This window comes from Pseudomonas machongensis, assembly GCF_034961125.1.
In the GTDB taxonomy this organism is placed as follows: Bacteria; Pseudomonadota; Gammaproteobacteria; order Pseudomonadales; family Pseudomonadaceae; genus Aquipseudomonas; species Aquipseudomonas machongensis.
On the sequence record NZ_JAYFUI010000180.1, the window covers coordinates 233,975 to 259,016 of the forward strand.

At 60.8% G+C, this 25,042-nt stretch carries 23 protein-coding genes and 1 pseudogene; 22 read left to right on the forward strand and 2 right to left on the reverse strand.

The features are described from left to right. Nucleotides 1-162 precede the first annotated feature (162 nt). From VA602_RS17010 to VA602_RS17025, 4 genes are all read left to right on the forward strand, one after another. The gene (locus VA602_RS17010; RefSeq protein WP_054894261.1) at nucleotides 163-1,605 is read left to right on the forward strand and encodes an aminotransferase-like domain-containing protein; all 1,443 of its coding nucleotides are present in this window, start codon (nucleotides 163-165) and stop codon (nucleotides 1,603-1,605) included. Between the two features lie 60 nt (nucleotides 1,606-1,665). Continuing rightward, a complete protein-coding gene (locus VA602_RS17015) occupies nucleotides 1,666-2,142 on the forward strand; it encodes a hypothetical protein (RefSeq protein WP_323453770.1) in 477 nt (158 codons plus the stop codon). Between the two features lie 107 nt (nucleotides 2,143-2,249). Beyond that, nucleotides 2,250-2,504, forward strand: a complete 255-nt coding sequence (locus VA602_RS17020; protein WP_054894259.1) for a YkgJ family cysteine cluster protein — start codon at nucleotides 2,250-2,252, stop codon at nucleotides 2,502-2,504. A 31-nt stretch (nucleotides 2,505-2,535) separates the two neighbouring features. Beyond that, a complete protein-coding gene (locus VA602_RS17025) occupies nucleotides 2,536-3,141 on the forward strand; it encodes an START domain-containing protein (RefSeq protein WP_153774980.1) in 606 nt (201 codons plus the stop codon). Nucleotides 3,142-3,212: 71 nt separating this feature from the next. On the opposite strand, the gene gltA is transcribed toward VA602_RS17025, so the two are convergent. Next, the gene (gltA, locus tag VA602_RS17030; protein WP_054894257.1) at nucleotides 3,213-4,502 is read right to left on the reverse strand and encodes a citrate synthase; all 1,290 of its coding nucleotides are present in this window, start codon (nucleotides 4,500-4,502) and stop codon (nucleotides 3,213-3,215) included. A gap of 364 nt (nucleotides 4,503-4,866) precedes the next feature. On the opposite strand from gltA, the gene sdhC reads away from it, so the two are divergent. The 14 genes and pseudogenes from sdhC to VA602_RS17100 all read left to right on the forward strand — a co-directional run. Continuing rightward, nucleotides 4,867-5,241: a succinate dehydrogenase, cytochrome b556 subunit gene (gene sdhC, locus VA602_RS17035; RefSeq protein ID WP_043211450.1), complete on the forward strand. Its 375-nt coding sequence runs from the start codon at nucleotides 4,867-4,869 to the stop codon at nucleotides 5,239-5,241. Further along, nucleotides 5,235-5,603: a succinate dehydrogenase, hydrophobic membrane anchor protein gene (sdhD, locus tag VA602_RS17040; protein ID WP_054894255.1), complete on the forward strand. Its 369-nt coding sequence runs from the start codon at nucleotides 5,235-5,237 to the stop codon at nucleotides 5,601-5,603. The genes sdhC and sdhD overlap by 7 nt, the downstream gene beginning before the upstream one ends. A 3-nt stretch (nucleotides 5,604-5,606) precedes the next feature. Beyond that, the gene (gene sdhA / locus VA602_RS17045) at nucleotides 5,607-7,379 is read left to right on the forward strand and encodes a succinate dehydrogenase flavoprotein subunit (RefSeq protein WP_054894254.1); all 1,773 of its coding nucleotides are present in this window, start codon (nucleotides 5,607-5,609) and stop codon (nucleotides 7,377-7,379) included. Between the two features lie 11 nt (nucleotides 7,380-7,390). Continuing rightward, the gene (locus VA602_RS17050) at nucleotides 7,391-8,095 is read left to right on the forward strand and encodes a succinate dehydrogenase iron-sulfur subunit (protein WP_012315348.1); all 705 of its coding nucleotides are present in this window, start codon (nucleotides 7,391-7,393) and stop codon (nucleotides 8,093-8,095) included. A gap of 244 nt (nucleotides 8,096-8,339) precedes the next feature. Next, nucleotides 8,340-11,171 carry a 2-oxoglutarate dehydrogenase E1 component gene (locus VA602_RS17055; protein ID WP_063545586.1) on the forward strand — a complete coding sequence of 944 codons (2,832 nt, stop codon included), beginning with the start codon at nucleotides 8,340-8,342 and terminating at the stop codon, nucleotides 11,169-11,171. Nucleotides 11,172-11,213: 42 nt separating this feature from the next. Then, nucleotides 11,214-12,437 carry a 2-oxoglutarate dehydrogenase complex dihydrolipoyllysine-residue succinyltransferase gene (odhB, locus tag VA602_RS17060; protein ID WP_323453771.1) on the forward strand — a complete coding sequence of 408 codons (1,224 nt, stop codon included), beginning with the start codon at nucleotides 11,214-11,216 and terminating at the stop codon, nucleotides 12,435-12,437. A 95-nt stretch (nucleotides 12,438-12,532) separates the two neighbouring features. Then, complete coding sequence (gene lpdA, locus VA602_RS17065) at nucleotides 12,533-13,969, forward strand: dihydrolipoyl dehydrogenase (RefSeq protein ID WP_054894251.1); 1,437 nt, start codon at nucleotides 12,533-12,535, stop codon at nucleotides 13,967-13,969. Between the two features lie 170 nt (nucleotides 13,970-14,139). Continuing rightward, nucleotides 14,140-15,306: an ADP-forming succinate--CoA ligase subunit beta gene (gene sucC / locus VA602_RS17070; RefSeq protein ID WP_011534748.1), complete on the forward strand. Its 1,167-nt coding sequence runs from the start codon at nucleotides 14,140-14,142 to the stop codon at nucleotides 15,304-15,306. Beyond that, nucleotides 15,306-16,190 carry a succinate--CoA ligase subunit alpha gene (gene sucD, locus VA602_RS17075; RefSeq protein WP_016393102.1) on the forward strand — a complete coding sequence of 295 codons (885 nt, stop codon included), beginning with the start codon at nucleotides 15,306-15,308 and terminating at the stop codon, nucleotides 16,188-16,190. Before sucC ends, sucD begins: the two co-directional genes overlap by 1 nt. A 139-nt stretch (nucleotides 16,191-16,329) precedes the next feature. Further along, nucleotides 16,330-17,100: a hypothetical protein gene (locus VA602_RS17080; protein ID WP_323453772.1), complete on the forward strand. Its 771-nt coding sequence runs from the start codon at nucleotides 16,330-16,332 to the stop codon at nucleotides 17,098-17,100. Beyond that, nucleotides 17,097-17,753, forward strand: coding sequence for a transposase (locus VA602_RS17085; protein WP_323453773.1), 657 nt, complete (start codon nucleotides 17,097-17,099; stop codon nucleotides 17,751-17,753). The genes VA602_RS17080 and VA602_RS17085 overlap by 4 nt, the downstream gene beginning before the upstream one ends. Before the next feature lie 28 nt (nucleotides 17,754-17,781). Further along, nucleotides 17,782-17,982, forward strand: a complete 201-nt coding sequence (locus VA602_RS17090; RefSeq protein WP_323453774.1) for a hypothetical protein — start codon at nucleotides 17,782-17,784, stop codon at nucleotides 17,980-17,982. A gap of 358 nt (nucleotides 17,983-18,340) precedes the next feature. Then, complete coding sequence (gene brnQ, locus VA602_RS17095) at nucleotides 18,341-19,654, forward strand: branched-chain amino acid transport system II carrier protein (protein WP_054894250.1); 1,314 nt, start codon at nucleotides 18,341-18,343, stop codon at nucleotides 19,652-19,654. A 300-nt stretch (nucleotides 19,655-19,954) separates the two neighbouring features. After that, nucleotides 19,955-20,650, forward strand: a pseudogene (locus tag VA602_RS17100) (DUF599 domain-containing protein); the annotation flags it as partial. 82 nt (nucleotides 20,651-20,732) lie between these two features. Here the strand turns inward: VA602_RS17100 and VA602_RS17105 are convergent. After that, complete coding sequence (locus VA602_RS17105) at nucleotides 20,733-21,008, reverse strand: hypothetical protein (RefSeq protein WP_054894248.1); 276 nt, start codon at nucleotides 21,006-21,008, stop codon at nucleotides 20,733-20,735. Between the two features lie 155 nt (nucleotides 21,009-21,163). On the opposite strand from VA602_RS17105, the gene VA602_RS17110 reads away from it, so the two are divergent. The 4 genes from VA602_RS17110 to VA602_RS17125 all read left to right on the forward strand — a co-directional run bounded on the left by VA602_RS17110 (nucleotide 21,164) and on the right by VA602_RS17125 (nucleotide 25,013). Beyond that, entirely contained in the window at nucleotides 21,164-21,640 is a 477-nt protein-coding gene (locus VA602_RS17110) for a PaaI family thioesterase (protein WP_200602827.1), read from the forward strand. Continuing rightward, a complete protein-coding gene (locus VA602_RS17115; RefSeq protein ID WP_054894246.1) occupies nucleotides 21,637-22,095 on the forward strand; it encodes a PaaI family thioesterase in 459 nt (152 codons plus the stop codon). The genes VA602_RS17110 and VA602_RS17115 overlap by 4 nt, the downstream gene beginning before the upstream one ends. An 88-nt stretch (nucleotides 22,096-22,183) precedes the next feature. Further along, nucleotides 22,184-24,091, forward strand: coding sequence for a molecular chaperone HtpG (htpG, locus tag VA602_RS17120; RefSeq protein ID WP_323453775.1), 1,908 nt, complete (start codon nucleotides 22,184-22,186; stop codon nucleotides 24,089-24,091). A gap of 196 nt (nucleotides 24,092-24,287) precedes the next feature. Beyond that, nucleotides 24,288-25,013 carry a dienelactone hydrolase family protein gene (locus VA602_RS17125; protein WP_323453776.1) on the forward strand — a complete coding sequence of 242 codons (726 nt, stop codon included), beginning with the start codon at nucleotides 24,288-24,290 and terminating at the stop codon, nucleotides 25,011-25,013. Nucleotides 25,014-25,042 lie beyond the last annotated feature (29 nt).

Genomic DNA, 25,042 nt, shown 5'->3' on the forward strand with positions numbered 1-25,042 from the left:
CCTGGCACCCGCGCTGACGGTTCGTCTATTCGTCGCTGTCAAGCAAGTGTAATGTCGACTATTCTCGGAACTGTCCCAGTACACTTTGCAACTGTTACGGTATTCTGTCTCGACTGTGAGTCGTACAAGAACAACGAACCCGTCCGCGCTTCGAGAATCACCATGACCAACCTGCTGTTGTACCAGCGCATTGCCCAGCAACTGGCCGATGACATCCGTCGCGGTGTCTACCAGCCAGGCGAGCGCGTGCCCTCCGTGCGCAAGATGAGCGCCCAGCTCAATGTCAGTCATGCCACGGTGCTGCAGGCCTACGCCAACCTCGAGGATCAGGGGCTGATCCGTGCCCGCCCGCAGTCTGGCTACTATGTCCACCAGACGCCCGCCCTGACCGCGCAGACGCCGGATATCGCCCGGGTCGAGCGCCCTGGGTTGGTCACCCGAGCCAGTATCATCCAGCAAGTGCTCACTGAAGCGCGCCGCGATGGCGTGTTCCCGTTTGGCGCTGCTGTTCCCCATGTGGACTACCTGCCGGTTCGGGCCCTGCACCAGCAGATCGCCAAGGTGACGCGGTTCCACAGCCCGCGTGCCTTCAGCTACATGTTCAGCCCGGGGTTCGAGCCGCTGCGCCGGCAGATCGCCATTCGCATGCGTGACGCTGGCGTGCTGGTCGACCCGCGCGAGGTGATTGTCACCCATGGCTGTGTCGATGCCCTGCAAATGGCGCTGCGCGTGTTGACGCGTCCTGGCGACCTGATCGCCGCCGAGTCGCCGACCTACTATGGGCTGCTGCAGTTGGCGGACTTGCTGGGCCTGAAGGTGATCGAGATTCCCAGCGACCCGTCCACCGGCATCAGCCTCGAGGCGCTGCAACTGGCGGCCAACCAGTGGTCGATCAAGGCCCTGGTGCTGACGGCGCGCCTGAGCAACCCTCTGGGTGGGACCATTCCGGAAGAGCGGCAGAAACAGTTGCTGCGCCTGGCGTCAGACTTCGATATCCAGATCGTCGAGGACGATATCTATGGCGAGCTGATGTTCGAGCAGGGGCGAACCAAGGCGCTGAAGGCGTTCGACCGGCTGGATCGAGTGATTTACTGTTCGAGCTTCTCCAAGACGCTGTCGCCAGGGGTTCGGGTCGGCTGGATGATTCCTGGGCGCTACCAGGACGAGATCCAGCGCCTGCAGACCTTCACCACGCATTCGGCCTGCAGTGTCACCCAGATGGGTGTGGCGGCCTATCTCGAGAATGGCGGCTACGACCGCCACCTGCGCTTCATTCGTCAGGAGTACCGCAAAAATCTCAGTGCCTATCAGCTGGCGGTGCAGCAGCACTTCCCGGACGGCACGCAGATGACCCGGCCCACGGGTGGGTTCATTCTCTGGGTCAGCCTGCCGGGGCGAGTCAATACCCAGGAGTTGCATGTGCGGGCCCTGGAGCAGGGCATCAGCATCGCGCCTGGCTTGATCTTCAGCAACACCGAGCAATTCAATCACTGCATCCGCCTCAATTGCGGGATTCCCTGGAGCAAGGAGGCAGAGCGGGCGGTGATGACCTTGGGGCTGCTGGCCCAACAATTGTGTCGAGAGTCCGCTGTCTCGATTTTGTAGCTTGTCATAAGGGCAGGGAACAGGGAGCATAGGCATTTTGATGCCATGCTCTTGATGCCCATGAATGCGTTTCGCCCTATTGTCCTGATCCTGTGTCTTGCGCTGCCCTGGTTGCCGGGTGCGTCGGTGCAGGCTGCGCAGGTGCAAACCAAGAGCGAAGTCTCCCAGGGCAAGACCGCCAAACCGGCGGTCAAGACTCCGGTGAAGACGGCCAGTAAACCGGCAAGCAAGCCTAAGCCAAAGCCAAAGCCAAAGAGCAAGCCGGTCAGCAAGGCGGCGAGCAAGCCACTGCCCAATCCCAAGCTCGATCTGAGCCTGCCGACCGAGATGGTGAAGAACCTCAAGCCGGATGTCGGCAATGCCTCGTCGACGCGCAAACCCCTGCTGCCATCAATGTTCCCCGAAAAGCCCGCGTCCGATGACAGCCCGTTCCAGCTCAACGGCCGGCTCATCAGCAACGAAATGCAGTTGCAGTTGCGCAACGACAGTCGCCGTGATGTCGAGGGTGCCGCCATCGATTTCGAATTTCGCAACTGACTGCCGAGTCACCGCGGATTTCATCGGTTCGGTAATTTCAAACATATGTTTGAGCGGTTAGTATCCAGGGATGTCCGTCCCGTCCAGTTCCAGGGAGTCCAGTTGTCATGAAATGCCGTGAGGGCTGCGGTGCCTGCTGCATTGCCCCGTCCATCAGTTCGCCGATCCCCGGTATGCCTCAGGGCAAGCCGGCGGGCGAGCGTTGCCTGCACCTGTCCGTGGACTATCTCTGCGCCTTGTTCGGCAAGCCCGAACGGCCAAAGGTCTGTGGCGGGTTCAAGGCCGAGGTGGATGTCTGCGGCAGCGATCGCGACGATGCGATCAGGATCATTGGCTGGCTGGAGCAGATGACGGCGGCGTGACGTTTGGATCTTCGACAAAAGGAACAAGATGATGAGATCGATCAAGCGCGTTGTACTGCTGTGTGGCATGGGTGTCTTGCTGGCGCCGACGGCCTGGGCCGAGAGCTGGCAGGTGGCCAAGGACGAGGAGGGCATCAAGGTGTCCCTCAGCGAGGTGTCGGGTTCCAAGTACAAGGCCTACCGTGGGGTGACCGTCATCAAGGCGCCGCTGGCCAAGGTCAAGGCGCTGCAGGAGGATGTAGCCGGCGCCTGCGCCTGGGTGCATGAGTGCAAGTCGCAGAAGCTGCTCAAGCATGAGGGCGACCAGAGCTGGACCTACACCCAGTTCAACACGCCCTGGCCGGTGACGCCGCGCGATTCGATCCTGCACGTGACCACGGTGCAGGAAGCCGACGGCAGCCTGACCCGCAAGCTCGAGGGTGATCCGAAGTACCTGCCGGAGGAGAAGGGCTTCGTGCGCGTGGCGCAGGTCGAGGGCTTCTGGAAGCTGGTGCCCAAGGGCGACAGCACCGAGGTGACTTATCAGGTGCACACCGAGCCAGGTGGTAGCGTGCCTTCGTGGTTGGCCAACAAGTTCGTGGTGGATGCGCCGTTCAATACGCTGAAAGGCTTGCGTGAGCGGGCCGAGAAGAACTGAGGTTCTTTCGTCGAATGGCCCAATGAAAAAGGCTGCCCGAGGGCAGCCTTTTTGCGTTCAGCCTGGGAGGCTTACTTGCGGTCTTTCAGTGCGGTGATGTCGCGCTGCGGCTCGCCGGTGTACAGCTGGCGCGGACGGCCAATCTTGTACGGGCCGGAGAGCATTTCCTTCCAGTGCGAGATCCAGCCCACGGTACGTGCCAGGGCGAAGATTACGGTGAACATGCTGGTTGGAATGCCGATCGCCTTGAGGATGATCCCCGAGTAGAAGTCGACGTTCGGGTACAGCGAGCGCTCGATGAAGTACGGATCGGTCAGGGCGATCTCTTCCAGGCGCATCGCCAGTTCCAGTTGCGGATCGTCCTTGATGCCCAGCTCGCGCAGGACTTCGTCGCAGGTCTGCTTCATCACGGTGGCGCGCGGGTCGCGGTTCTTGTAGACGCGGTGACCGAAGCCCATCAGTTTGAACGGATCGTTCTTGTCCTTGGCCTTGGCGATGAACTTGTCGATGTTCGAGACATCGCCGATTTCATCGAGCATGGTCAGGACCGCTTCGTTCGCACCGCCGTGGGCAGGGCCCCACAGTGCGGCGATACCGGCGGCGATACAGGCGAACGGGTTGGCACCCGAAGACCCGGCCAGGCGCACGGTGGAGGTGGAAGCGTTCTGCTCGTGGTCGGCGTGGAGGATGAAGATCCGGTCCATCGCCTTGGCCAGCACCGGGCTGATCGGTTTGATCTCGCACGGGGTGTTGAACATCATGTGCAAGAAGTTCTCTGCATACGACAGGTCGTTGCGCGGGTACATCATGGGTTGGCCCATGGAGTACTTGTACACCATCGCTGCAAGCGTCGGCATCTTCGCGACCAGGCGCACGGCGGAGATTTCGCGGTGCTGCGGATTATTGATGTCCAGCGAGTCGTGATAGAACGCCGAGAGGGCGCCGACCACGCCGCACATGACGGCCATCGGGTGGGCGTCGCGGCGGAAACCGTTGAAGAAGGACTTCAGCTGCTCGTGGACCATAGTGTGGTTCTTCACGGTGCTGACGAATTGGGCCTTCTGCTCTGCGTTCGGCAGTTCGCCGTTGAGCAGCAGGTAGCAGGTTTCCAGGTAGTCCGATTGCTCGGCGAGCTGTTCGATCGGGTAGCCGCGGTGCAGCAGCACGCCCTTGTCGCCGTCGATGTAGGTGATCTTCGACTCGCACGAGGCGGTCGCCATGAAACCGGGGTCGAAGGTGAAGTGACCGGATGCCCCCAACCCGCGGACGTCGATAACATCGGGACCAACGGTGCCGGTTAAAATGGGCAGCTCTACGGGGGCTGCGCCCTCGATGACCAACTGCGCTTTTTTGTCAGCCATGTGGCCTCCTATTAATGCTTGAAATCATCAGACAGACCCCCCACGCAGGGCCCGCACCACTATAGAGGGATAAATTCGAATGTCAATTTGCCTAAAGGCTGGTTGAAACACCCTCCAAGCCCATGATTTTCACGAAATTGCCGCCCGTTTACGCCTTTTGTTCGCTAAAGGCAATGCGCTATTCGGGCTAGCCCCTTACGTTGTCATAAGCAGCCTAACTGTCTATACTCGGCAGCCGACTCCCAGGGGCTTTCCAGCCCGCCCTGCTGGGTGTCGTGTTCTCTTCGGTGGTGGGTACCTGACCAGTACACTTACCAACAACTTTGCCCTGTTCGCTAGGGGCTCTTCAGTGTGAAAAAAAGCCGTGAAAAGCCAACGACCTGTAAACCTAGACCTAAGGACCATCAAACTCCCGATCACCGCGTACACGTCCATTCTTCACCGTATTTCCGGCGTCATCCTGTTCCTCGGCCTTGCCATCATGCTGTACGCATTGGGCAAGTCGCTGGGTTCCGAGGAGGGCTTTGCCGAGGTGAAGGCGTGTCTGACCAGTCCGCTGGCCAAACTGGTGACCTGGGGCCTGCTGTCCGGCCTGCTGTATCACCTCGTCGCAGGTGTTCGCCACCTGATCATGGACATGGGTGTCGGTGAGACGCTGGAAGGCGGCAAGCTGGGCTCGAAAATCGTGATCGTCATCTCCGTGGTGCTGATCGTTCTGGCGGGAGTTTGGGTATGGTAACTAATGTCACGAACCTGTCGCGTTCGGGCCTCTATGACTGGATGGCGCAGCGCGTCTCGGCGGTCGTTCTCGCGGCTTACTTCATTTTCCTGATCGGCTACCTCGCGATCCACCCGGGCATCGACTATGCCCAGTGGCACGCTCTGTTCTCCAACAACGCGATGCGGATCTTCAGTCTGCTGGCACTCGTTGCCCTGGGCGCTCACGCCTGGGTCGGCATGTGGACCATTGCCACCGACTACCTGACGCCGATGTCGTTCGGCAAGTCGGCGACTGCGATTCGTTTCCTGTTCCAGGCGGTATGCGGCGTTGCGATGTTCGCTTACTTCGTCTGGGGTGTGCAGATTCTCTGGGGTATCTGATTCATGGCTAACATTCCAACCATTTCGTTCGACGCCATCATCATCGGTGGCGGCGGTGCGGGCATGCGCGCAGCACTGCAGCTGGCTCAAGGCGGCCACAAGACCGCAGTAGTCACCAAGGTGTTCCCGACCCGTTCGCACACTGTATCCGCCCAGGGCGGTATCACCTGCGCCATCGCTTCGGCCGACCCGAACGACGACTGGCGCTGGCACATGTACGATACCGTCAAGGGTTCCGACTACATCGGTGACCAGGACGCTATCGAATACATGTGTCAGGAAGGCCCGGCTGCTGTTTTCGAGCTGGACCACATGGGCCTGCCGTTCTCGCGTACCGAAACCGGCCGTATCTACCAGCGTCCGTTCGGTGGCCAGTCCAAGGACTTCGGCAAGGGCGGCCAGGCTGCGCGTACTTGCGCCGCGTCCGACCGTACCGGTCACGCCCTGCTGCACACCCTCTATCAGGGCAACCTGAAGGCGGGCACCACCTTCCTCAACGAGTACTACGCCGTTGACCTGGTCAAGAACCAGGACGGCGCTTTCGTCGGTGTGATCGCGATCTGCATCGAAACCGGCGAAACCATGTACATCAAGTCCAAGGCCACCGTTCTGGCCACCGGCGGTGCGGGCCGTATCTACGCCTCCACCACCAACGCCCTGATCAACACCGGCGACGGTATCGGCATGGCCCTGCGTGCAGGCGTGCCGGTGCAGGACATCGAGATGTGGCAGTTCCACCCGACCGGTATCGCCGGCGCCGGTGTACTGGTCACCGAAGGTTGCCGCGGTGAGGGTGGCTACCTGATCAACGCCCACGGCGAGCGCTTCATGGAGCGTTACGCGCCGAACGCGAAGGACCTGGCTGGCCGCGACGTGGTCGCCCGTTCCATGGTCAAGGAAATCATCGCCGGCAACGGCGTGGGCCCGAACAAGGACCACGTACTGCTGAAGCTGGACCACCTGGGCGAGGAAGTGCTGCACAGCCGCCTGCCAGGCATCTGCGAGCTGTCCAAGACCTTCGCCCACGTCGACCCGGTGGTCGCGCCGGTTCCGGTCGTGCCGACCTGCCACTACATGATGGGCGGCGTTGCCACCAACATTCATGGCCAGGCCATCACCATGGACGCCGAAGGCAAGGATCAGATCATCCCAGGCCTGTTCGCTGTGGGTGAAGTGGCGTGCGTATCGGTTCACGGTGCCAACCGCCTGGGCGGCAACTCGCTGCTCGACCTGGTGGTATTCGGTCGCGCTGCCGGCCTGCACCTGGAAAAGGCACTGAGCGACGGCGTCGAGTACCGCGACGCGAGCGACACCGATGTCGACGTTGCCCTGAACCGCCTGAACAAGCTCAACGAGCGCACTACTGGCGAAGATGTCGCAAGCCTCAAGCGCGAGCTGCAGAGCTGCATGCAGAACTACTTCGGTGTATTCCGTACTGGCGAATACATGCAGAAGGGTATCGAGCAGTTGGCCGGCCTGCGTGACCGCATTGCCAACGTCAAGATCAACGACAAGTCCCAGGCCTTCAACACCGCGCGTATCGAAGCGCTGGAGCTGCAGAACCTGCTGGAAGTTGCCGAAGCGACCGCCATTGCAGCCGAAGCCCGTAAAGAGTCCCGCGGCGCGCACGCCCGTGAAGACTTCGAAGACCGTGACGACGAGAACTGGCTGTGCCACACCCTGTACTACCCGGGTGAGAAGCGCGTCGCCAAGCGTGGCGTCAACTTTGCGCCGAAGACAGTTCCTGCCTTCGAACCAAAAGTCCGGACTTACTAAGGGTGGCCGCTATGTTGAAAGTCGAAGTTTATCGTTACAACCCGGACACCGACTCGGCGCCCAAGATGGAGTCGTTCGACGTCGATACCGGTGGCAAGGACCTGATGGTGCTGGACGTGCTGGCGCTGATCAAGGAGAAGGACGAGGGCTTCTCGTACCGTCGCTCCTGCCGTGAAGGCGTTTGCGGTTCCGATGGCATGAACATGAACGGCAAGAACGGCCTGGCCTGCATCACCCCGCTGTCGGGTGTGGTCAAGGGCAACAAGCTGGTCCTGCGTCCGCTGCCAGGCTTGCCGGTCATTCGTGACCTGGTCGTCGATATGAGCATCTTCTACAAGCAGTACGAGAAGGTGAAGCCATTCCTGCAGAACGACACTCCGGCTCCGGCCATCGAGCGTCTGCAGTCGCCGGAAGATCGCGACAAGCTGGACGGTCTGTACGAGTGCATCCTGTGCGCTTGCTGCTCGACCTCCTGCCCATCGTTCTGGTGGAACCCGGACAAGTTCCTGGGCCCCGCCGCGTTGCTGCAGGCCTATCGTTTCCTGGCCGACAGCCGTGACACCAAGACGCAAGAGCGTCTGGCGTCGCTGGATGACCCGTTCAGCGTGTTCCGCTGCCGCGGGATCATGAACTGCGTGAACGTCTGCCCGAAGGGTCTGAACCCGACCAAGGCGATCGGCCACGTACGTAACATGCTGCTGCAGAGCGGCACCTGATTCAAAAATGTTGCACCAGCAGTAAGCCGAAGCGCGGGTGGTGAGCCCGCGCCGAGGTAAAACCCGAGCAAGGGCCCAAAAAGCCCGCGCTCATTACCTATGAAGATATGAGACCAGCAGGGGCTTCCGGGCTGGTACCCGGAAAATCTGCAGGATCCAGGTGGCGTGGTTAGTCGCTGTGTTCGGACTTTTCCAGGTTTGCGTGGTTCTTGCCGATCCGTCCCCTAACCGAGGGTGACCAAGCATGCAAGAAAGCGTGATGCAGCGCATGTGGGAAAGCGCCCACCTTTCAGGTGGTAACGCTGCATATGTGGAAGAGCTCTACGAGCTCTACCTGCACGACCCTAACGCTGTGCCAGAAGAGTGGCGCACCTACTTCCAGAAGTTGCCCGCCGACGGCAGCACCGCTACCGACGTATCGCACTCTACGATCCGCGACCATTTCGTACTGCTGGCAAAGAACCAGCGCCGCGCCCAACCGGTTTCCGCCGGGAGCGTGAGCAGTGAACACGAGAAGAAGCAGGTTGAAGTGCTGCGACTGATCCAGGCCTATCGTATGCGCGGCCATCAGGCTGCCAAGCTCGACCCGTTGGGGTTGTGGCAGCGCCCTGCGCCTGTAGACCTGTCGATCAATCACTACGGCTTGACCAATGCCGACCTTGATACGACCTTCCGTGCCGGCGACCTGTTCATCGGCAAAGAGGAAGCGAGCCTACGCGAAATCTTCGAGGCGCTGCAGAAGACATATTGTCGCACCATTGGCGCCGAGTTCACCCACATCGTCGATTCCGAGCAACGCAGCTGGTTCCAGCAGCGTCTCGAAAGCGTTCGTGGCCGTCCTGATTTCTCCGTTGACGTGCAGACTCACCTGCTCGAGCGCGTTACCGCGGGTGAAGGCCTGGAGAAATACCTGGGCACCAAGTACCCGGGTACCAAGCGCTTCGGTCTGGAAGGCGGCGAAAGCCTGATTCCGATGCTGGACGAAATGATCCAGCGCTCCGGCTCCTACGGCACCAAGGAAGTCGTGATCGGCATGGCCCACCGTGGCCGTCTGAACGTGCTCGTCAACACCTTCGGCAAGAACCCGCGCGAGCTGTTCGACGAGTTCGAAGGCAAGAAGATGAACGAGCTGGGCTCCGGTGACGTGAAGTATCACCAGGGCTTCTCCAGCAACGTCATGACCCCTGGTGGTGAAGTCCACCTGGCAATGGCGTTCAACCCGTCCCACCTGGAAATCGTCTCGCCAGTGGTAGAGGGTTCGGTTCGTGCCCGCCAGGACCGCCGCAACGACACTGTCGGCGACAAGGTCCTGCCGATCTCGATCCACGGCGACGCGGCCTTCGCAGGCCAGGGCGTGGTCATGGAAACCTTCCAGATGTCGCAGACCCGCGGTTTCAAGACCGGCGGTACCGTGCACATCGTGATCAATAACCAGGTCGGTTTCACCATCAGCAACCCGCTGGACGCGCGCTCCACCGAGTACGCCACCGACGTGGCCAAGATGATCCAGGCGCCGATCCTGCACGTGAACGGCGACGATCCTGAAGCTGTGCTGTTCGTGACGCAACTGGCCATCGACTACCGCATGCAGTTCAAGCGTGACGTGGTGATCGACCTGGTCTGCTACCGTCGTCGCGGCCACAACGAGGCCGACGAGCCGAACGGCACCCAGCCGCTGATGTACCAGCAGATCACCAAGCAGCGCACCACCCGTGAGTTGTACGCCGACGCGCTGATTCAAGCCGGTCGTATCGACGCCGAGCGCGCTCAGGCCAAGATCGACGAGTACCGCAACGCGCTGGACAATGGCCTGCACGTGGTCAAGAGCCTGGTCAAGGAGCCTAACCGCGAGCTGTTCGTCGACTGGCGTCCGTACCTGGGCCATGCCTGGACCGCGCGTCACGACACGCGCTTCGACCTCAAGACCCTGCAGGAGCTGTCGGCCAAGCTGCTCGAGCTGCCGGAAGGTTTCGTCGTCCAGCGCCAGGTCGCGAAGATCTACGAAGATCGCCAGAAGATGCAGGCCGGTGGCTTGCCGATCAACTGGGGTTACGCAGAGACCATGGCCTACGCCACTCTGCAGTTCGAAGGTCACCCGATCCGCATGACCGGCCAGGACATCGGCCGTGGCACCTTCTCGCACCGTCACGCGGTGCTGCACAACCAGAAGGACGCCAGCACCTACGTTCCGCTGAAGAACCTGTTCCCGGGCCAGCCGAAGTTCGAACTGTACGACTCCTACCTCTCGGAAGAAGCTGTACTGGCCTTCGAATACGGCTACTCCACCACCACGCCGAACGCGCTGGTGATCTGGGAAGCTCAGTTCGGTGACTTCGCCAACGGTGCGCAGGTGGTGATCGACCAGTTCATCACCAGCGGCGAGCACAAGTGGGGTCGTCTGTGCGGCCTGACCATGCTGCTGCCACACGGCTACGAAGGCCAGGGCCCCGAGCACTCCTCGGCGCGTCTGGAGCGCTACCTGCAGCTGTGCGCCGAGCACAACATTCAGGTGTGCGTACCGACCACGCCGGCGCAGATCTACCACCTGCTGCGTCGTCAGGTCATCCGTCCGCTGCGCAAGCCGCTGATCGTGCTGACGCCAAAGTCGCTGCTGCGCCACAAGCTGGCCATCTCGACGCTGGAAGATCTGGCAGAAGGCTCGTTCCAGACCGTGATCCCGGAAATCGATGCCATCGATCCGGCCAAGGTCGAGCGCCTGGTGCTGTGCAGCGGCAAGGTCTACTACGACCTGCTGGAAAAACGCCGTGCCGAAGGCCGCGAAGACATCGCCATCGTGCGTATCGAGCAGCTGTATCCGTTCCCTGAGGACGACCTGGTCGAGATCCTGGCGCCTTACACCAACCTCAAGCATGCAGTGTGGTGTCAGGAAGAGCCGATGAACCAGGGCGCCTGGTACAGCAGCCAGCATCACATGCGCCGTATCCTGGGCCGCCACAACAAGGCGCTGGTCCTGGAGTACGCCGGTCGCGACGCTTCTGCCGCGCCAGCCTGTGGTTACGCATCGAAGCACGCCGAACAGCAGGAAAAGCTGCTGCAAGACGCGTTCACTGTCTAATGCCTTCGCGCACCTGAAACCGAATTTAAGGAAACACTGATAATGGCTATCGAGATCAAAGCCCCAACCTTCCCGGAATCGGTTGCCGATGGCACCGTTGCCACCTGGCACAAGAAGCCGGGCGAAGCCGTCAAGCGTGACGAGCTGATCGTCGACATCGAGACCGACAAGGTCGTCCTGGAAGTCCTGGCCACCGCCGATGGCGTGCTGGGCGACATCGTCAAGGGCGAGGGCGACACCGTCCTGTCCGACGAAGTCCTGGGTTCGATCGTTGAAGGTGGCACTGCTGCTGCAGCTCCTGCTGCCGCCGCCGCTCCTGCTGCCGCTCCGGCCGCTGCTGGCGCCGACGCTGGCGAAGACGACCCGGTTGCCGCCCCTGCCGCGCGCAAGCTGGCCGAAGAGAACGGCATCGACCTGGCGACCGTTTCCGGTACCGGTAAAGGCGGTCGCATCACCAAGGAAGACGTGGTGGCTGCAGTCGCCAACAAGAAGTCGGCCCCTGCCGCACCTGCTGCCAAGCCGTCTGCTGCTGCCGCTGCTCCGGTTGTCGTCGCTGCTGGCGATCGCACCGAGAAGCGCGTGCCGATGACCCGCCTGCGCGCCAAGATCGCCGAGCGTCTGGTCGAAGCCCAGTCGAGCATGGCCATGCTGACCACCTTCAACGAAGTCGACATGACCGAAGTCATGGCCCTGCGTTCGAAGTACAAGGACCTGTTCGAGAAGACCCACAACGGCGTACGCCTGGGCTTCATGTCGTTCTTCGTCAAGGCCGCCACCGAGGCGCTGAAGCGCTTCCCGGCAGTCAACGCTTCGATCGATGGCAACGACATCGTCTACCATGGCTACGCGGACGTCGGCGTTGCCGTCTCCAGCGACCGTGGCCTGGTGGTACCGGTGCTGCGCAATGCCGAGTCGATGTCGCTGGCCGAGATCGAGAACGGCATCGCCACCTTCGGCAAGAAGGCCCGTGACGGCAAGCTGTCGATCGAAGAGATGACCGGCGGTACCTTCACCATCACCAACGGTGGTACCTTCGGTTCGATGATGTCGACCCCGATCGTCAACCCGCCGCAGGCCGCGATCCTGGGTATGCACAACATCATCCAGCGTCCGATGGCGATCAATGGCCAAGTGGTCATTCGCCCGATGATGTACCTGGCGCTGTCCTATGACCACCGCCTGATCGACGGCAAGGAAGCGGTAACCTTCCTGGTGACCATCAAGAACCTGCTGGAAGATCCGTCCCGTCTGCTGCTGGACATCTAATCACGCAGCTGCACGCTGCAGGCGACAGGCTCCCGACCGGAGCAGGTCGCCTTGCCGCGTGCGGCTTGTAGCTTGAAGCTGATAAGGAATCTTTTATGACCCAGAAATTCGACGTAGTGGTGATTGGTGCGGGTCCTGGCGGCTATGTTGCTGCCATCAAGGCTGCCCAACTTGGTCTGAAGACTGCCTGTATCGAGAAGTACACCGACGCCGAGGGCAAGCTGGCCCTGGGCGGCACCTGCCTGAACGTAGGTTGCATTCCTTCCAAGGCGCTGCTGGACAGCTCCTGGAAATACAAGGAAGCGAAAGAAAGCTTCAACGTCCACGGCATCTCCACTGGCGAAGTGAAGATGGACGTCGCCGCGATGGTTGGCCGCAAGGCTGGCATCGTCAAGAACCTGACCGGTGGCGTTGCCACCCTGTTCAAGGCCAACGGCGTTACTTCGATCCAGGGCCACGGCAAGCTGCTGGCTGGCAAGAAAGTCGAAGTCACCAAGGCTGACGGCACCACCGAAGTCATCGAAGCCGAGAACGTGATCCTGGCCTCCGGCTCGCGTCCGATCGACATTCCGCCGGCTCCGGTCGACCAGAACGTCATCGTCGATTCCACCGGCGCCCTGGAATTCCAATCGGTACCCAAGCGCCTGGGCGTGATCGGCGCTGGCGTCATCGGCCTGGAGCTGGGCTCGGTCTGGGCTCGCCTGGGTGCTGAAGTGACCGTGCTGGAAGCGCTGGACACCTTCCTGATGGCTGCCGACACCGCCGTCTCGAAAGAAGCTCAGAAGACCCTGACCAAGCAAGGCCTGGACATCAAGCTGGGCGCGCGCGTCACTGGCTCCAAAGTCAACGGCGACGAAGTCGAAGTCACCTACACCAACGCCGAAGGCGAGCAGAAGATCGTCTTCGACAAGCTGATCGTTGCGGTCGGCCGTCGTCCTGTGACCACTGATCTGCTGGCTGCCGACAGCGGTGTGAACATCGACGAGCGTGGCTACATCTTCGTCGACGACTACTGCGCCACCAGCGTGCCGGGCGTTTACGCCATCGGCGACGTGGTTCGCGGCATGATGCTGGCACACAAGGCCTCGGAAGAGGGCATCATGGTCGTCGAGCGCATCAAGGGCCACAAGGCTCAGATGAACTACGACCTGATCCCTTCGGTTATCTACACCCACCCGGAAATCGCGTGGGTCGGCAAGACCGAACAAGCATTGAAAGCCGAAGGCGTTGAGGTTAACGTGGGCACCTTCCCGTTCGCGGCCAGCGGCCGTGCGATGGCTGCCAACGACACCGGTGGCTTCGTCAAGGTCATCGCCGATGCCAAGACCGACCGCGTACTGGGTGTTCACGTGATCGGCCCATCGGCTGCCGAGCTGGTTCAGCAAGGCGCGATCGCAATGGAATTCGGCACCAGTGCCGAGGACCTGGGCATGATGGTCTTCAGCCATCCGACCCTGTCCGAAGCGTTGCATGAAGCAGCGCTGGCTGTGAATGGCGGTGCCATTCACGTGGCCAACCGTAAGAAGCGTTAATTATAAAAACCACGGCGGGCTGCCCGTCGTGGGTCTTGCGTGCAAGATCCACCGCGGAATGTCCGCCGGACCGGGCCACCGGAAAAATCCGGGGTTAACGGTCACAGGTGGCGCGGCTCTGGAAACAGCGCAGCGCCGAAGCGCAGTACCTAACGAAGACGGTAAAAAGCATGAATCTTCACGAGTATCAGGGTAAACAGCTGTTCGCTGAGTACGGCCTGCCAGTTTCCAAGGGTTTCGCTGTAGATACCCCTGAGCAAGCCGCAGAAGCCTGCGACAAGATCGGCGGTTCCGAGTGGGTTGTCAAAGCCCAGGTCCACGCTGGTGGTCGCGGTAAAGCGGGCGGCGTCAAGCTGGTTCGCAGCAAGGAAGACGCCAAGGCGTTCGCTGCGCAGTGGTTGGGCAAGAATCTGGTTACCTACCAGACTGACGCCAACGGTCAGCCAGTCTCCAAGATCCTGGTCGAATCCTGCACTGACATCGCCAAAGAGCTGTATCTGGGCGCTGTAGTGGATCGTTCGAGCCGTCGTATCGTGTTCATGGCTTCCACCGAAGGTGGCGTGGACATCGAGAAAGTCGCTCACGAAACTCCTGAGAAGATCCTCAAGGCTACCATCGACCCGCTGGTCGGCGCTCAGCCGTTCCAGGGTCGCGAGCTGGCATTCCAGCTGGGCCTGGAAGGCAAGCAAGTACAACAGTTCGCCAAGATCTTCGTAGGTCTGGCCAAGCTGTTCAAGGATCACGACCTAGCCCTGCTGGAAGTGAACCCGCTGGTGATCAAGGCCGACGGCGACCTGCACTGCCTCGATGCCAAGATCAACATCGATGCCAACGCCATGTACCGTCAGCCTAAGCTGAAGACCTTCCACGACCCGTCCCAGGACGACGCCCGTGAAGCCCACGCTGCCAAGTTCGAACTGAACTACGTAGCGCTGGAAGGCAACATCGGCTGCATGGTCAACGGTGCCGGTCTGGCCATGGGTACCATGGACATCGTCAACCTGCACGGCGGCAAGCCAGCCAACTTCCTCGACGTTGGCGGCGGCGCTACCAAGGAACGCGTTACCGAAGCGTTCAAGATCATCCTGTCCGACAGCAATGTCGCGGCCGTTCTGGTCAACATCTTCGGTGGTATCGTTCGTTGCGACATGATTGCCGAAGGCATCATCGGTGCAGTGAAAGAAGTCGGCGTGAAAGTACCGGTCGTTGTCCGCCTCGAAGGCAACAACGCCGAACTGGGCGCTAAAGTACTGGCAGAAAGCGGTTTGAACATCATTGCGGCAACCAGCCTGACCGACGCTGCTCAACAAGTTGTCAAAGCTGCGGAGGGCAAGTAATGAGCGTCCTGATCAATAAAGACACCAAAGTCATCTGCCAGGGCTTCACCGGCTCGCAGGGCACCTTCCACTCCGAACAAGCCATCGCCTACGGCACCAAGATGGTCGGCGGCGTCACCCCAGGCAAGGGTGGCACCACCCACCTGGGCCTGCCGGTGTTCAACACCGTCAAGGAAGCTGTGGAAGCAACCGGCGCTGACGCTTCGGTCATCTACGTTCCGGCTCCGTTCTGCAAAGACTCGATCCTGGAAGCGGCCTTTGGCGGCATCAAGCTGATCGTCTGCATCACCGAAGGTATTCCTACCCTCGACATGCTGGACGCCAAGGTCAAGTGCGACGAGCTGGGTGTCACCCTGATCGGCCCTAACTGCCCAGGCGTCATCACTCCGGGCGAGTGCAAGATCGGCATCATGCCAGGTCACATTCACTTGCCAGGCAAGGTCGGTATCGTTTCCCGTTCCGGCACCCTGACCTACGAAGCGGTCAAGCAGACCACCGACGCCGGCTTCGGCCAGTCGACCTGCGTCGGCATCGGCGGTGACCCGATCCCAGGCTCCAACTTCATCGACATCCTGAAGCTGTTCCAGGAAGACCCGAAGACCGAAGCGATCGTCATGATCGGTGAGATCGGCGGTTCGGCTGAAGAAGAAGCTGCTGCCTACATCAAGGCCAACGTCACCAAGCCTGTCGTTTCCTACATCGCTGGCGTTACCGCACCTGCGGGCAAGCGTATGGGCCACGCTGGCGCCATCATCTCCGGCGGCAAAGGCACTGCAGACGAGAAATTCGCTGCTCTGCAGGACGCTGGCGTGAAGACCGTGCGTTCCCTGGCTGACATCGGCAAGGCCCTGGCCGAGCTGACTGGCTGGGAAGCCAAGAAGTAAGTAACACGCTATACCCCCCACGCGCACAGAGGCCACCTTCGGGTGGCCTTTGTCGTTTCCGGGGGTTTTTCCGGCTGATTGCGCAGCCAGCCACCTGAGATCATCCCCGCACGATTACAGGGCGGATGGCAGGCAGACCATGGAAGCATTATTACGGGGCAGACCAGATCCACAGCAGTTGTTGGCGCGTGTTCGGCATACCGACATGCGCGCCTTCGTCGAGGCTGTCTGGCGCGGCTTCAAGCAGCGCCTTGATAACCAGCCTGAAGCGGCCCGCAAGGCTGAGTTGTGTGGCGCGGTCGCACATTTCAGCGAACGTCTGCGGCTCAATGCAGAGCAAGACGCGGTGGCCCTGAATGTCACCCGAGTCACCTCGGCTGCGGATCATCTGTACTCCACTTCGGGTTACAGCATCTGGTTCGCACCGGCCGGGTTCGAGTATCAGCTGCGGTTGTTCGACCGTGAGGGTGACCGGCTGAATGAGGGCAGTGCAGTGCGGGTAACCCCCCATGCGCCGTTGCTGGTCGAGGGGAGTCGGCAGGTGGTCGCAATGAGTCCGCGGGAGCAAGCCCACCTGGTATTCAGCCTTAATATGCCAGTGCCCGGCAGTGATATCGAAGTCTTCGATAGCAACACGTTGGCGCGTGTCGCCTGGTTCCCCGCTGATCCCCAGGCATCGCGTTTTCTGTTGCTGCTCGAAGCGTTGCAGCGTATCGGTGACCCCCACCTGGAACAGGTGGCCGGGGAACTGATCTTCCACCACCACCCGGCCGTTCGCTGGCAGGCATTCCTGGTGTTGATGCAGCACAGCCCCGAAAACCTTGGGCAGTACAGCGAAATATTGGGCTCACTGGCCAACCCTGGGCTCGACGCGATGCTTGCCCAGTACTGTGCGGAGGGCGTGGCATGAGCCTGCACGCCTTCATCGAGCGAATCGAGACCCGGGACCTTGAGCGCGAGCGCGAAGCAATCGCTGCCGACCTGCAGGCTTTGGCGCAGGATCGCGGCCTGCTGGGACAGTGCATGCATCAGCATATCCAGCAGTATGCATTCAGTCGCGGCGAGCAGGTCTACAACCCCTATGGCTTCGCTTTGCATGCTTCTGCGCGGGTGTCGCTACGCATGAGTTGCTGGCTACCGGCGCAGGCGCAGGCGGAGCGGCAGACGTTCATTTACGGCTTGCCCCACACCCATGACTTTGAGCTGTTTGCAGTGGGTTATCAGGGCAGTGGCTACCTCACGGTCAAGTACCCGCTACTCAATGGCGGGCAGGTCGATGAGCGTACACAGCCTGTGCTGGGAGAGCCCGAGCATATTCGCCTGAGCCCGGGGACATTGCTGCACATGCGAGCGTTCGAAGACCTGCACTACCAACTGCCTCCTGACGAGTTTTCCATCTCCCTGGCGTTGATGATCGCCGTACCGCCTGATGTGCGCGGCACTCGCCAGGAGTGGTGTTTCGATGACCGACTGCAGCCGACCTACTCGGGGCTCGGCTCGCAGGAGCAACAGATCCATCAGCGCATCGAGGCGCTGTGGCAAGCACATCACCCCGTGATGTAACCCTGAAACCCAAAGAAGGAAATAAACCATGCAGAAACCCGTTTGGGCTGAAGCCCGCCTGTACAACGCCGGTAGCGAAACCATGCCGCAGATCGGTAGCGATTCAAATACTCGATGCAGTAGCACCGGCGGCTTCTACACTGGCCCGCGCTACAACTTCGGCAACATCCATGAGATCAAGCGCTTCTGGCAGGCAGCCGGCGCTGACATGAAGGTCGAGCAGGCCTGATGATCGGGCCCCTGGGGAAAAGCTGGCTTCCCCGGGGGCTCTCCATGCATGCTTTTTCATGCGGGAGAATCTGATGGGTTTGATGGGCTTTCTCTGACGGACGCAAAGGATGTTCTCTGTCAGGATGTGCCTTCAAGGGATCACCCATGCGACAAACAGCTACGCACATCGGACAACCAGCACCATTGCAGTGCGTTTGCCCGGCAAATTCTGTAACCTACGCGTTCACTCTGTGCCCGTACCCCAAAAGGGAACGACACGCTAAACGGGTCTGGCTCATCAAGCCGGGCAGCATTTCCCTCATCCATGTGGAAATCCCTTCTCGAATCCCGATTTCAGCAGTGTGGTACTTCCTTAAATGAAAGTGTTAAAAGGCCAGGACATCCTGGCGCTTGGCTTTATGACGTTCGCGCTTTTCGTCGGTGCGGGCAATATCATCTTCCCGCCTATCGTTGGTCTGCAGTCCGGTCCGCACGTGTGGATGGCGGCGCTGGGCTTCCTGGTCACCGCCGTGGGTCTGCCAGTCATTACCGTGGTTGCCCTGGCGAAGGTCGGTGGCGGGATGGATGCCCTGAGCAGCCCGATCGGCAAGTTCTTCGGCGGCCTGTTGGCGGCAGTCTGCTACCTCTCGGTCGGCCCGCTGTTCGCTACCCCGCGCACCGCGACCGTTTCGTTCGAGGTGGGTGTGGCGCCACTGACCGGCGAAAGCCCGCTGGCGCTGTTCATCTACAGCCTGGTGTACTTCGCTGTGGTGCTGGCCGTGTCGATGTATCCGGGCAAGCTGCTCGATACCGTCGGTCGCTTCCTGGCACCGCTGAAGATCATCGCCCTGGCGGTGCTCGGCATCGCTGCCTTCGCGCTGCCAGCGGGCTCGATTGGTGATGCGCAGCCGGCTTACGTCGCAGCTCCGTTCTCCCAAGGCTTCATCAATGGCTACCTGACCATGGATACCCTCGGTGCCCTGGTGTTCGGCATCGTCATCGTCAACGCCATTCGCTCGCGCGGTGTGGAGTCGCCGAAGCTGATCACTCGCTACGCCATCATCGCCGGCCTGATCGCCGGTGTGGGCCTGGCCCTGGTCTACATCAGCCTGTTCCGCCTCGGCGCCGGCAGCCATGAGATCGCTGCGAACGCGAGCAACGGTGCTGCGGTTCTGCATGCCTACGTGCAGCACACCTTCGGCTCGCTGGGCAGTGGTTTCCTGGCCGTGCTGATCGCGCTGGCCTGTCTGGTCACTGCCGTGGGCCTGACCTGCGCCTGTGCCGAGTACTTCAGCCAGATCCTGCCGCTGTCGTACCGTGCCCTGGTGGTGATCCTGGCGGGCTTCTCGCTGCTGATCTCGAACCTGGGCCTGACCAAGCTGATCATGTTCTCGATCCCGGTGCTGACCGCCATCTACCCGCCATGCATCGTGGTCGTGGGCCTGAGCTTCGTGAAGGACCTGTGGAACTCGCCGGTACGCATTCTTGCGCCGGTCATGCTGGTTTCGCTGCTGTTCGGCATGGTCGATGCGATCAAGGGCAGCAGCCTGGCGCACATCCTGCCGGACGCGGTGGCGCACTTGCCGCTGAGCGAGCAGGGCCTGGCCTGGCTGGTACCTTCGGTGATCGCCCTGGCCGCGGCGGTGGTCTGTGACCGTCTGCTCGGCAAGCCACGCGAGGCGCTGGCCTGATGGGTTGAAGCCTGCAGCAGGTGCTGGCCACAAGCCCATTGGCACTTGCTGGGTGTTTGAACCCGAAGCCCCGTATCCGAAAGGATACGGGGCTTTTTGCTGGCTACTGTTTCTGTAGGAGCGGGCTTGCCCGCGAACAGGCCCGCCCTGGCAAGATGGTTTTCACAACCTCAGTGTGCCTTTCATCGATAGCCAGCGTCGAATCCGCAGGCCAACCTCTTTATGCCTCGCCTTACGGAAACACTGCATGACCTTCATCCAAAGCAATCTCCACAACCTGCTGGCCATCGCCTGGTTGCGCTGTGCTGGGGCGGTTACACCCGCTACGCCACATGGAAGGGGCGCGACACAGCGTGCCTGGCCAGCGTCCTGCATCTCTACCGGGAAGACTGGATGCGGCGTATGCTGCTGCGCGACAACCGCATCGCCGACGCCAGCGTGATCGGCAACCTGGAGCGCAATGCCTCGTTTTTTGCCTCGAGCACCCTGATCATCCTGGCTGGTATCCTCACCGTGCTCGGCGCCTCCGATCGCGCGCTGTCGCTGCTGGCCGACCTGCCGCTGGTGCAGCAGGCCTCGCAGGGGATGTCGGAGATCAAACTGCTGTGCCTGGCGCTGGTGTTCGTCTATGCCTTCTTCACCTTCAGCTGGTGCATGCGCCAATACAATTTCGCTGCGGTGTTGGTGGGTTCGGCGCCGATGATCGGTGAGCGGCAGGTCAGCGAGCTGGAGCGCAAAGCCTTCGCTTCACGCGCGGCGAGGGTGCTTTCGCTGGCGGCGAACCAGTTCAACCTGGGGCTGCGCTCGTATTACTTCGGCATGGCCATGCTCAGTTGGTTTGTCAGCCCATGGATGTTCATGGTGCTGAGTATCGGGGTGGTATTCATTCTGTACCGACGGGAGTTCCACTCCCATGTACTGGAAGTGATGGTCTTCACACCCACCGAAAGTGTGCAGAGCGAAGCGAGCAAGGACACTTCGGTACATCTGAATTGATAAACACTCACTGAAGCGTTTCATCAGTTAGTTGCAGGCACAAAAAAACCCGACGCTAGTCGGGTTTTTCCGTTCAGCATAATTACTGCTTGGCAGGTTCGGCCGGAGCAGTGGAAGGTGCCGGAGTGGAAGGCTGGGCTTCCTCGGCGGCTTTCTGCTGCGCTTCGGCCTGATCTTTGGCGGCTTCGGCGTTTTCCTTGGCGGCCTCGTTCACTTTATCCTGAGCCTCGCCCATCTTCTCCTGGGCTTGCTCGGCATGTTGCTGTGCGTCCTGGGCCTTGTCTTCGCTCGCCTTGTCGCAAGCAGCCAGGCCCATGGCAGCGGCCAGCATCAGAGCAAAAGCAAAAGGTTTACGCATGGGGTGTTTCTCCTTGGTGGAATAACTTACTTGAAACCTTCGAGTCCATCCGCCAGCCATAAGTTCAACGCAGGTTGCAGATATATAACACCCCGTTCTATATCGACTTTTCCCACGGTTTGTGAAATGTCGAGTCGGCAAGGAGTACGCGGACCATGAGTGAGACGGCCTTGATGGCGATGGCTGGACGTTTTCTTTCAGCGCTCAGGCATTGCCAGGTGTTGCAGATGCGTGTCCATCACGCTGATGCCGAGGGCATGACCCTGGTACTGCCCTGGTCGGCAGCGATCGTTGGCAATCCACAGACTGGCGCTGTCCATGGCGGCGTGCTGACCACGCTGATGGACACCACCTGCGGCATGGCCACCCTATGTGTACTGCCGCAGTTCGAAGTCTGCCCGACCCTGGACCTGCGTATCGACTATATGCATCCTGCGCAGCCTGGCAAGGACATCCATGGCCATGCCCAGTGTTATCGCGTCACGCGTGATGTGATCTTCACCCGCGGCACGGCCTATCAGGACGATCCTGCTCAGCCGATCTGTCAGGTGGTCGGCACCTTCATGCGTCTTGGGCAGGAAGCCCGTGGTGGTATCCGTTTCGGCAGCGGCCTCAAGGAGGGCAGGGCATGATTCCCGAGGAAGTTCGCAAGCAGCTGACTCAGGCCCATGCCCGCGGCGACTATGCGCCGTTGCTGGCGCTGATTCCCTATGCCGGGCTGATCGGCATCGAATGCGAGCGCCAGGGCGATGATCTGCTGTTCCGCCTGCCGGCCAATCAGGACAACATCGGCAACCCGTTGCTGCCGGCCATCCATGGGGGCGTCATTGCGGGTTTCATGGAGCTTTCGGCAGCGCTCTATCTGCTGATTTTCAGCGAGAGCCTGAGCATTCCCAAGATCATCGATTTCTCCATCGACTACCTGCGCGCCGGGCACTACCGCGACACGTATGCCCAGTGCCAACTATGGCGCCAGGGCCGTCGAGTGACCAACGTGGCGATTACCGCCTGGCAAGGCGATCGCGACTCGCCTATCGCCACTGCCCGGGCGCATTTCAAGATCGAACCGCATAAGCCCTTGAAATAGTCGGACCTGCCCCCATCTGCTGAACATCTGCCCGGCCATGCGCAATTGCCGTCGGGTGCAATGACCAACAGATCGGAGTTTGAAGACGATGAGTGTGGAGACTCAAAAAGAAACCCTGGGCTTCCAGGCCGAGGTGAAGCAACTGCTGCACCTCATGATCCATTCGCTGTACTCGAACAAGGAGATCTTCCTGCGCGAGCTGATCTCCAACGCCTCTGACGCTGCCGACAAGCTGCGTTTCGAAGCCCTGGCCAAGCCTGAGCTGCTCGAAGGCGATGCCGATCTGAAGATTCGCGTCAGCTTCGACAAGGATGCTGGCACCGTGACGCTGGAAGACAACGGTATCGGCATGAGCCGCGCCGATGTCATTGCGCACCTGGGTACCATCGCCAAGTCCGGCACCGCCGACTTCATGAAGAACCTAACCGGCGACCAGAAGAAGGACTCGCACCTGATCGGTCAGTTCGGTGTGGGCTTCTACTCTGCCTTCATCGTCGCCGACAAGGTCGATGTCTTCAGCCGTCGTGCCGGCGCACCTGCAGCCGAAGGCGTGCACTGGTCATCCAAAGGCGAGGGCGACTTCGAAGTCGCCACCATCGACAAGCCGCAGCGCGGCACCCGCATCGTCCTGCACTTGAAGAAGGACGAGCAGGAGTTCGCCGACGGCTGGCGTCTGCGCAACGTGGTCAAGAAGTACTCCGACCACATTGCCTTGCCGATCCAGTTGCCCAAGGAGCAGGCTGCTGCCGCCGAAGGCGAAGAACAGCCGGCCGAGGAATGGGAAACCGTCAACCGCGCCAGCGCCCTGTGGACCCGTTCGCGTACCGAGATCAAGGACGAGGAATACCAGGAGTTCTACAAGCACATCGGCCATGACTTCGAGAACCCGCTGGCCTGGAGCCACAACAAGGTCGAAGGCAAGCTCGAGTACAACTCGCTGCTGTACGTGCCGGCCCGCGCGCCCTTCGACCTGTACCAGCGCGAAGCGCCGCGCGGCCTGAAGCTGTATGTGCAGCGCGTGTTCATCATGGACCAGGCCGAGTCGTTCCTGCCGCTGTACCTGCGCTTCATCAAGGGTGTGGTCGACTCCAACGACCTGTCGCTGAACGTCTCGCGTGAAATCCTGCAGAAAGACCCGATCATCGACTCGATGAAGTCGGCCCTGACCAAGCGCGTATTGGACATGCTGGAGAAGCTGGCCAAGAACGAGCCCGAGCAGTACAAAGGCTTCTGGAAGAACTTCGGCCAGGTGCTGAAGGAAGGCCCGGCGGAAGACTTCGCCAACAAGGAGAAGATCGCAGGCCTGCTGCGCTTTGCCTCCACCCACGACGACAGCGGCGAACAGAGCGTCAGCCTGGCGGACTACCTGGCCCGCGCCAAGGAAGGCCAGGACAAGATCTACTACCTCACCGGCGAGTCGTATGCGCAGGTGAAGAACAGTCCGCACCTGGAAGTCTTCCGCAAGAAAGGCATCGAAGTGCTGCTGCTGACCGATCGCATCGACGAGTGGCTGATGAGCTACCTGAGCGAGTTCGAAGGCAAGGGCTTTGTTGATGTCGCGCGTGGCGACCTGGACCTGGGCAAGCTGGATTCCGAAGAGGACAAGAAGGCCCAGGAAGAAGTCGCCAAGGACAAGGAAGGGCTGGTCGAGCGTCTGAAGAGTGCGCTGGGTGACAGCGTGGCTGAAGTCCGCGTTTCCCACCGCCTGACCGACTCGCCGGCGATCCTGGCCATTGGCGAGCAGGACCTGGGCTTGCAGATGCGCCAGATCCTCGAGGCCAGCGGGCAGAAAGTACCGGATTCCAAGCCGATCTTCGAGTTCAACCCGACTCACCCGCTGATCGAGAAGCTCGACAACGAGCAGAGCGAGGACCGCTTCTCGGAGCTGTCGCACATCCTGTTCGACCAGGCAGCCTTGGCTGCCGGTGACAGCCTGAAGGATCCGGCGGCCTACGTACGTCGCTTGAACAAGCTGCTGGTCGAGCTGTCGGCCTGAGTTCGAGCTTCATGAAAAAACCCGCTTCGGCGGGTTTTTTTGTGCCCGTTCACACTTATCAATTACAGGCTCGCTTTTTTCTAATGTGACCTTTCTGGTAATCATGAAGATCGTCAGCATCGGCTAGCCTTTTGCACCGGGGTCCGTACACACTAGAGTCGTGATACGGAACAGTTCCAGGTTCAGGAGGAGTTTGATGAGCAAGGTAATCGTCGAGTCGCTGGTCTATCACGTGTCCGGCAAGGGCTATGAAAGCCGTCTGGTTTACGAGCCGGGGGCGTTGGGGCGACCAGGGCTGGTGATGGCGCCGAATTGGATGGGCATCGGCGAAGGTGCCGAGCGAATCGCCAAGGAAGTGGCCGAGAAGGGCTATGTGGTGCTTATCGCCGACCTGTATGGCCAGGGCGTGCGTCCGTCGAACGCCGATGAGGCCGGTGCGGCGATGATGCCGCTGAAGAATGACCGCGCCGAGCTGCGCAAGCGCATGCAGGAAGCCCTGGCGCAATTGCTCGGGCAGTCCAAGGCGCTGCTGGCGCCGGGCAAGGTAGGTACCTTTGGTTTCTGCTTCGGCGGCTGCTGTGCCCTGGAGCTGGCGCGTACCGGCGCCGACCTGAAAGCGGCGGTGTCGTTCCACGGCACCCTGGACACGCCGAACCCTGAAGACGCCAAGCGCATCAAGGGCTCGGTGCTGGTGCTCCACGGTGCTTCCGACCCGCTGGTGCCCAGGGAGCAACTGCCGGCGTTCGAGGCTGAAATGAACGCGGCCAAGGTCGATTGGCAACTGCTGAGCTATGGCGGCGCGGTACATTCGTTTACCGACCCGAATGCCAACGTGCCGGGCAAGATGCAATACGACCGTCGCACCTCGGAGCGGGCCTTCCGCGCGATGCACAATCTGCTGGAAGAAGTGTTTTCACACTGACGGTGTATTGGGTCTGCTATGCAGCCCTT

Coding starts and splice junctions, on each gene's coding strand:
- VA602_RS17110 (WP_200602827.1), top strand. CDS start 21,164: ATGAGTGAGACGGCCTTGATGGCGATGGCTGGACGTTTTCTTTCAGCG.
- VA602_RS17105 (WP_054894248.1), bottom strand. CDS start 21,008: ATGCGTAAACCTTTTGCTTTTGCTCTGATGCTGGCCGCTGCCATGGGC.
- gltA (WP_054894257.1), bottom strand. CDS start 4,502: ATGGCTGACAAAAAAGCGCAGTTGGTCATCGAGGGCGCAGCCCCCGTA.
- sdhA (WP_054894254.1), top strand. CDS start 5,607: ATGGCTAACATTCCAACCATTTCGTTCGACGCCATCATCATCGGTGGC.
- VA602_RS17055 (WP_063545586.1), top strand. CDS start 8,340: ATGCAAGAAAGCGTGATGCAGCGCATGTGGGAAAGCGCCCACCTTTCA.
- VA602_RS17025 (WP_153774980.1), top strand. CDS start 2,536: ATGAGATCGATCAAGCGCGTTGTACTGCTGTGTGGCATGGGTGTCTTG.
- brnQ (WP_054894250.1), top strand. CDS start 18,341: ATGAAAGTGTTAAAAGGCCAGGACATCCTGGCGCTTGGCTTTATGACG.
- VA602_RS17010 (WP_054894261.1), top strand. CDS start 163: ATGACCAACCTGCTGTTGTACCAGCGCATTGCCCAGCAACTGGCCGAT.
- VA602_RS17115 (WP_054894246.1), top strand. CDS start 21,637: ATGATTCCCGAGGAAGTTCGCAAGCAGCTGACTCAGGCCCATGCCCGC.
- htpG (WP_323453775.1), top strand. CDS start 22,184: ATGAGTGTGGAGACTCAAAAAGAAACCCTGGGCTTCCAGGCCGAGGTG.
- VA602_RS17090 (WP_323453774.1), top strand. CDS start 17,782: ATGCAGAAACCCGTTTGGGCTGAAGCCCGCCTGTACAACGCCGGTAGC.
- VA602_RS17015 (WP_323453770.1), top strand. CDS start 1,666: ATGAATGCGTTTCGCCCTATTGTCCTGATCCTGTGTCTTGCGCTGCCC.
- lpdA (WP_054894251.1), top strand. CDS start 12,533: ATGACCCAGAAATTCGACGTAGTGGTGATTGGTGCGGGTCCTGGCGGC.
- sdhD (WP_054894255.1), top strand. CDS start 5,235: ATGGTAACTAATGTCACGAACCTGTCGCGTTCGGGCCTCTATGACTGG.
- VA602_RS17050 (WP_012315348.1), top strand. CDS start 7,391: ATGTTGAAAGTCGAAGTTTATCGTTACAACCCGGACACCGACTCGGCG.
- odhB (WP_323453771.1), top strand. CDS start 11,214: ATGGCTATCGAGATCAAAGCCCCAACCTTCCCGGAATCGGTTGCCGAT.
- sucD (WP_016393102.1), top strand. CDS start 15,306: ATGAGCGTCCTGATCAATAAAGACACCAAAGTCATCTGCCAGGGCTTC.
- VA602_RS17080 (WP_323453772.1), top strand. CDS start 16,330: ATGGAAGCATTATTACGGGGCAGACCAGATCCACAGCAGTTGTTGGCG.
- VA602_RS17125 (WP_323453776.1), top strand. CDS start 24,288: ATGAGCAAGGTAATCGTCGAGTCGCTGGTCTATCACGTGTCCGGCAAG.
- sucC (WP_011534748.1), top strand. CDS start 14,140: ATGAATCTTCACGAGTATCAGGGTAAACAGCTGTTCGCTGAGTACGGC.
- VA602_RS17020 (WP_054894259.1), top strand. CDS start 2,250: ATGAAATGCCGTGAGGGCTGCGGTGCCTGCTGCATTGCCCCGTCCATC.
- VA602_RS17085 (WP_323453773.1), top strand. CDS start 17,097: ATGAGCCTGCACGCCTTCATCGAGCGAATCGAGACCCGGGACCTTGAG.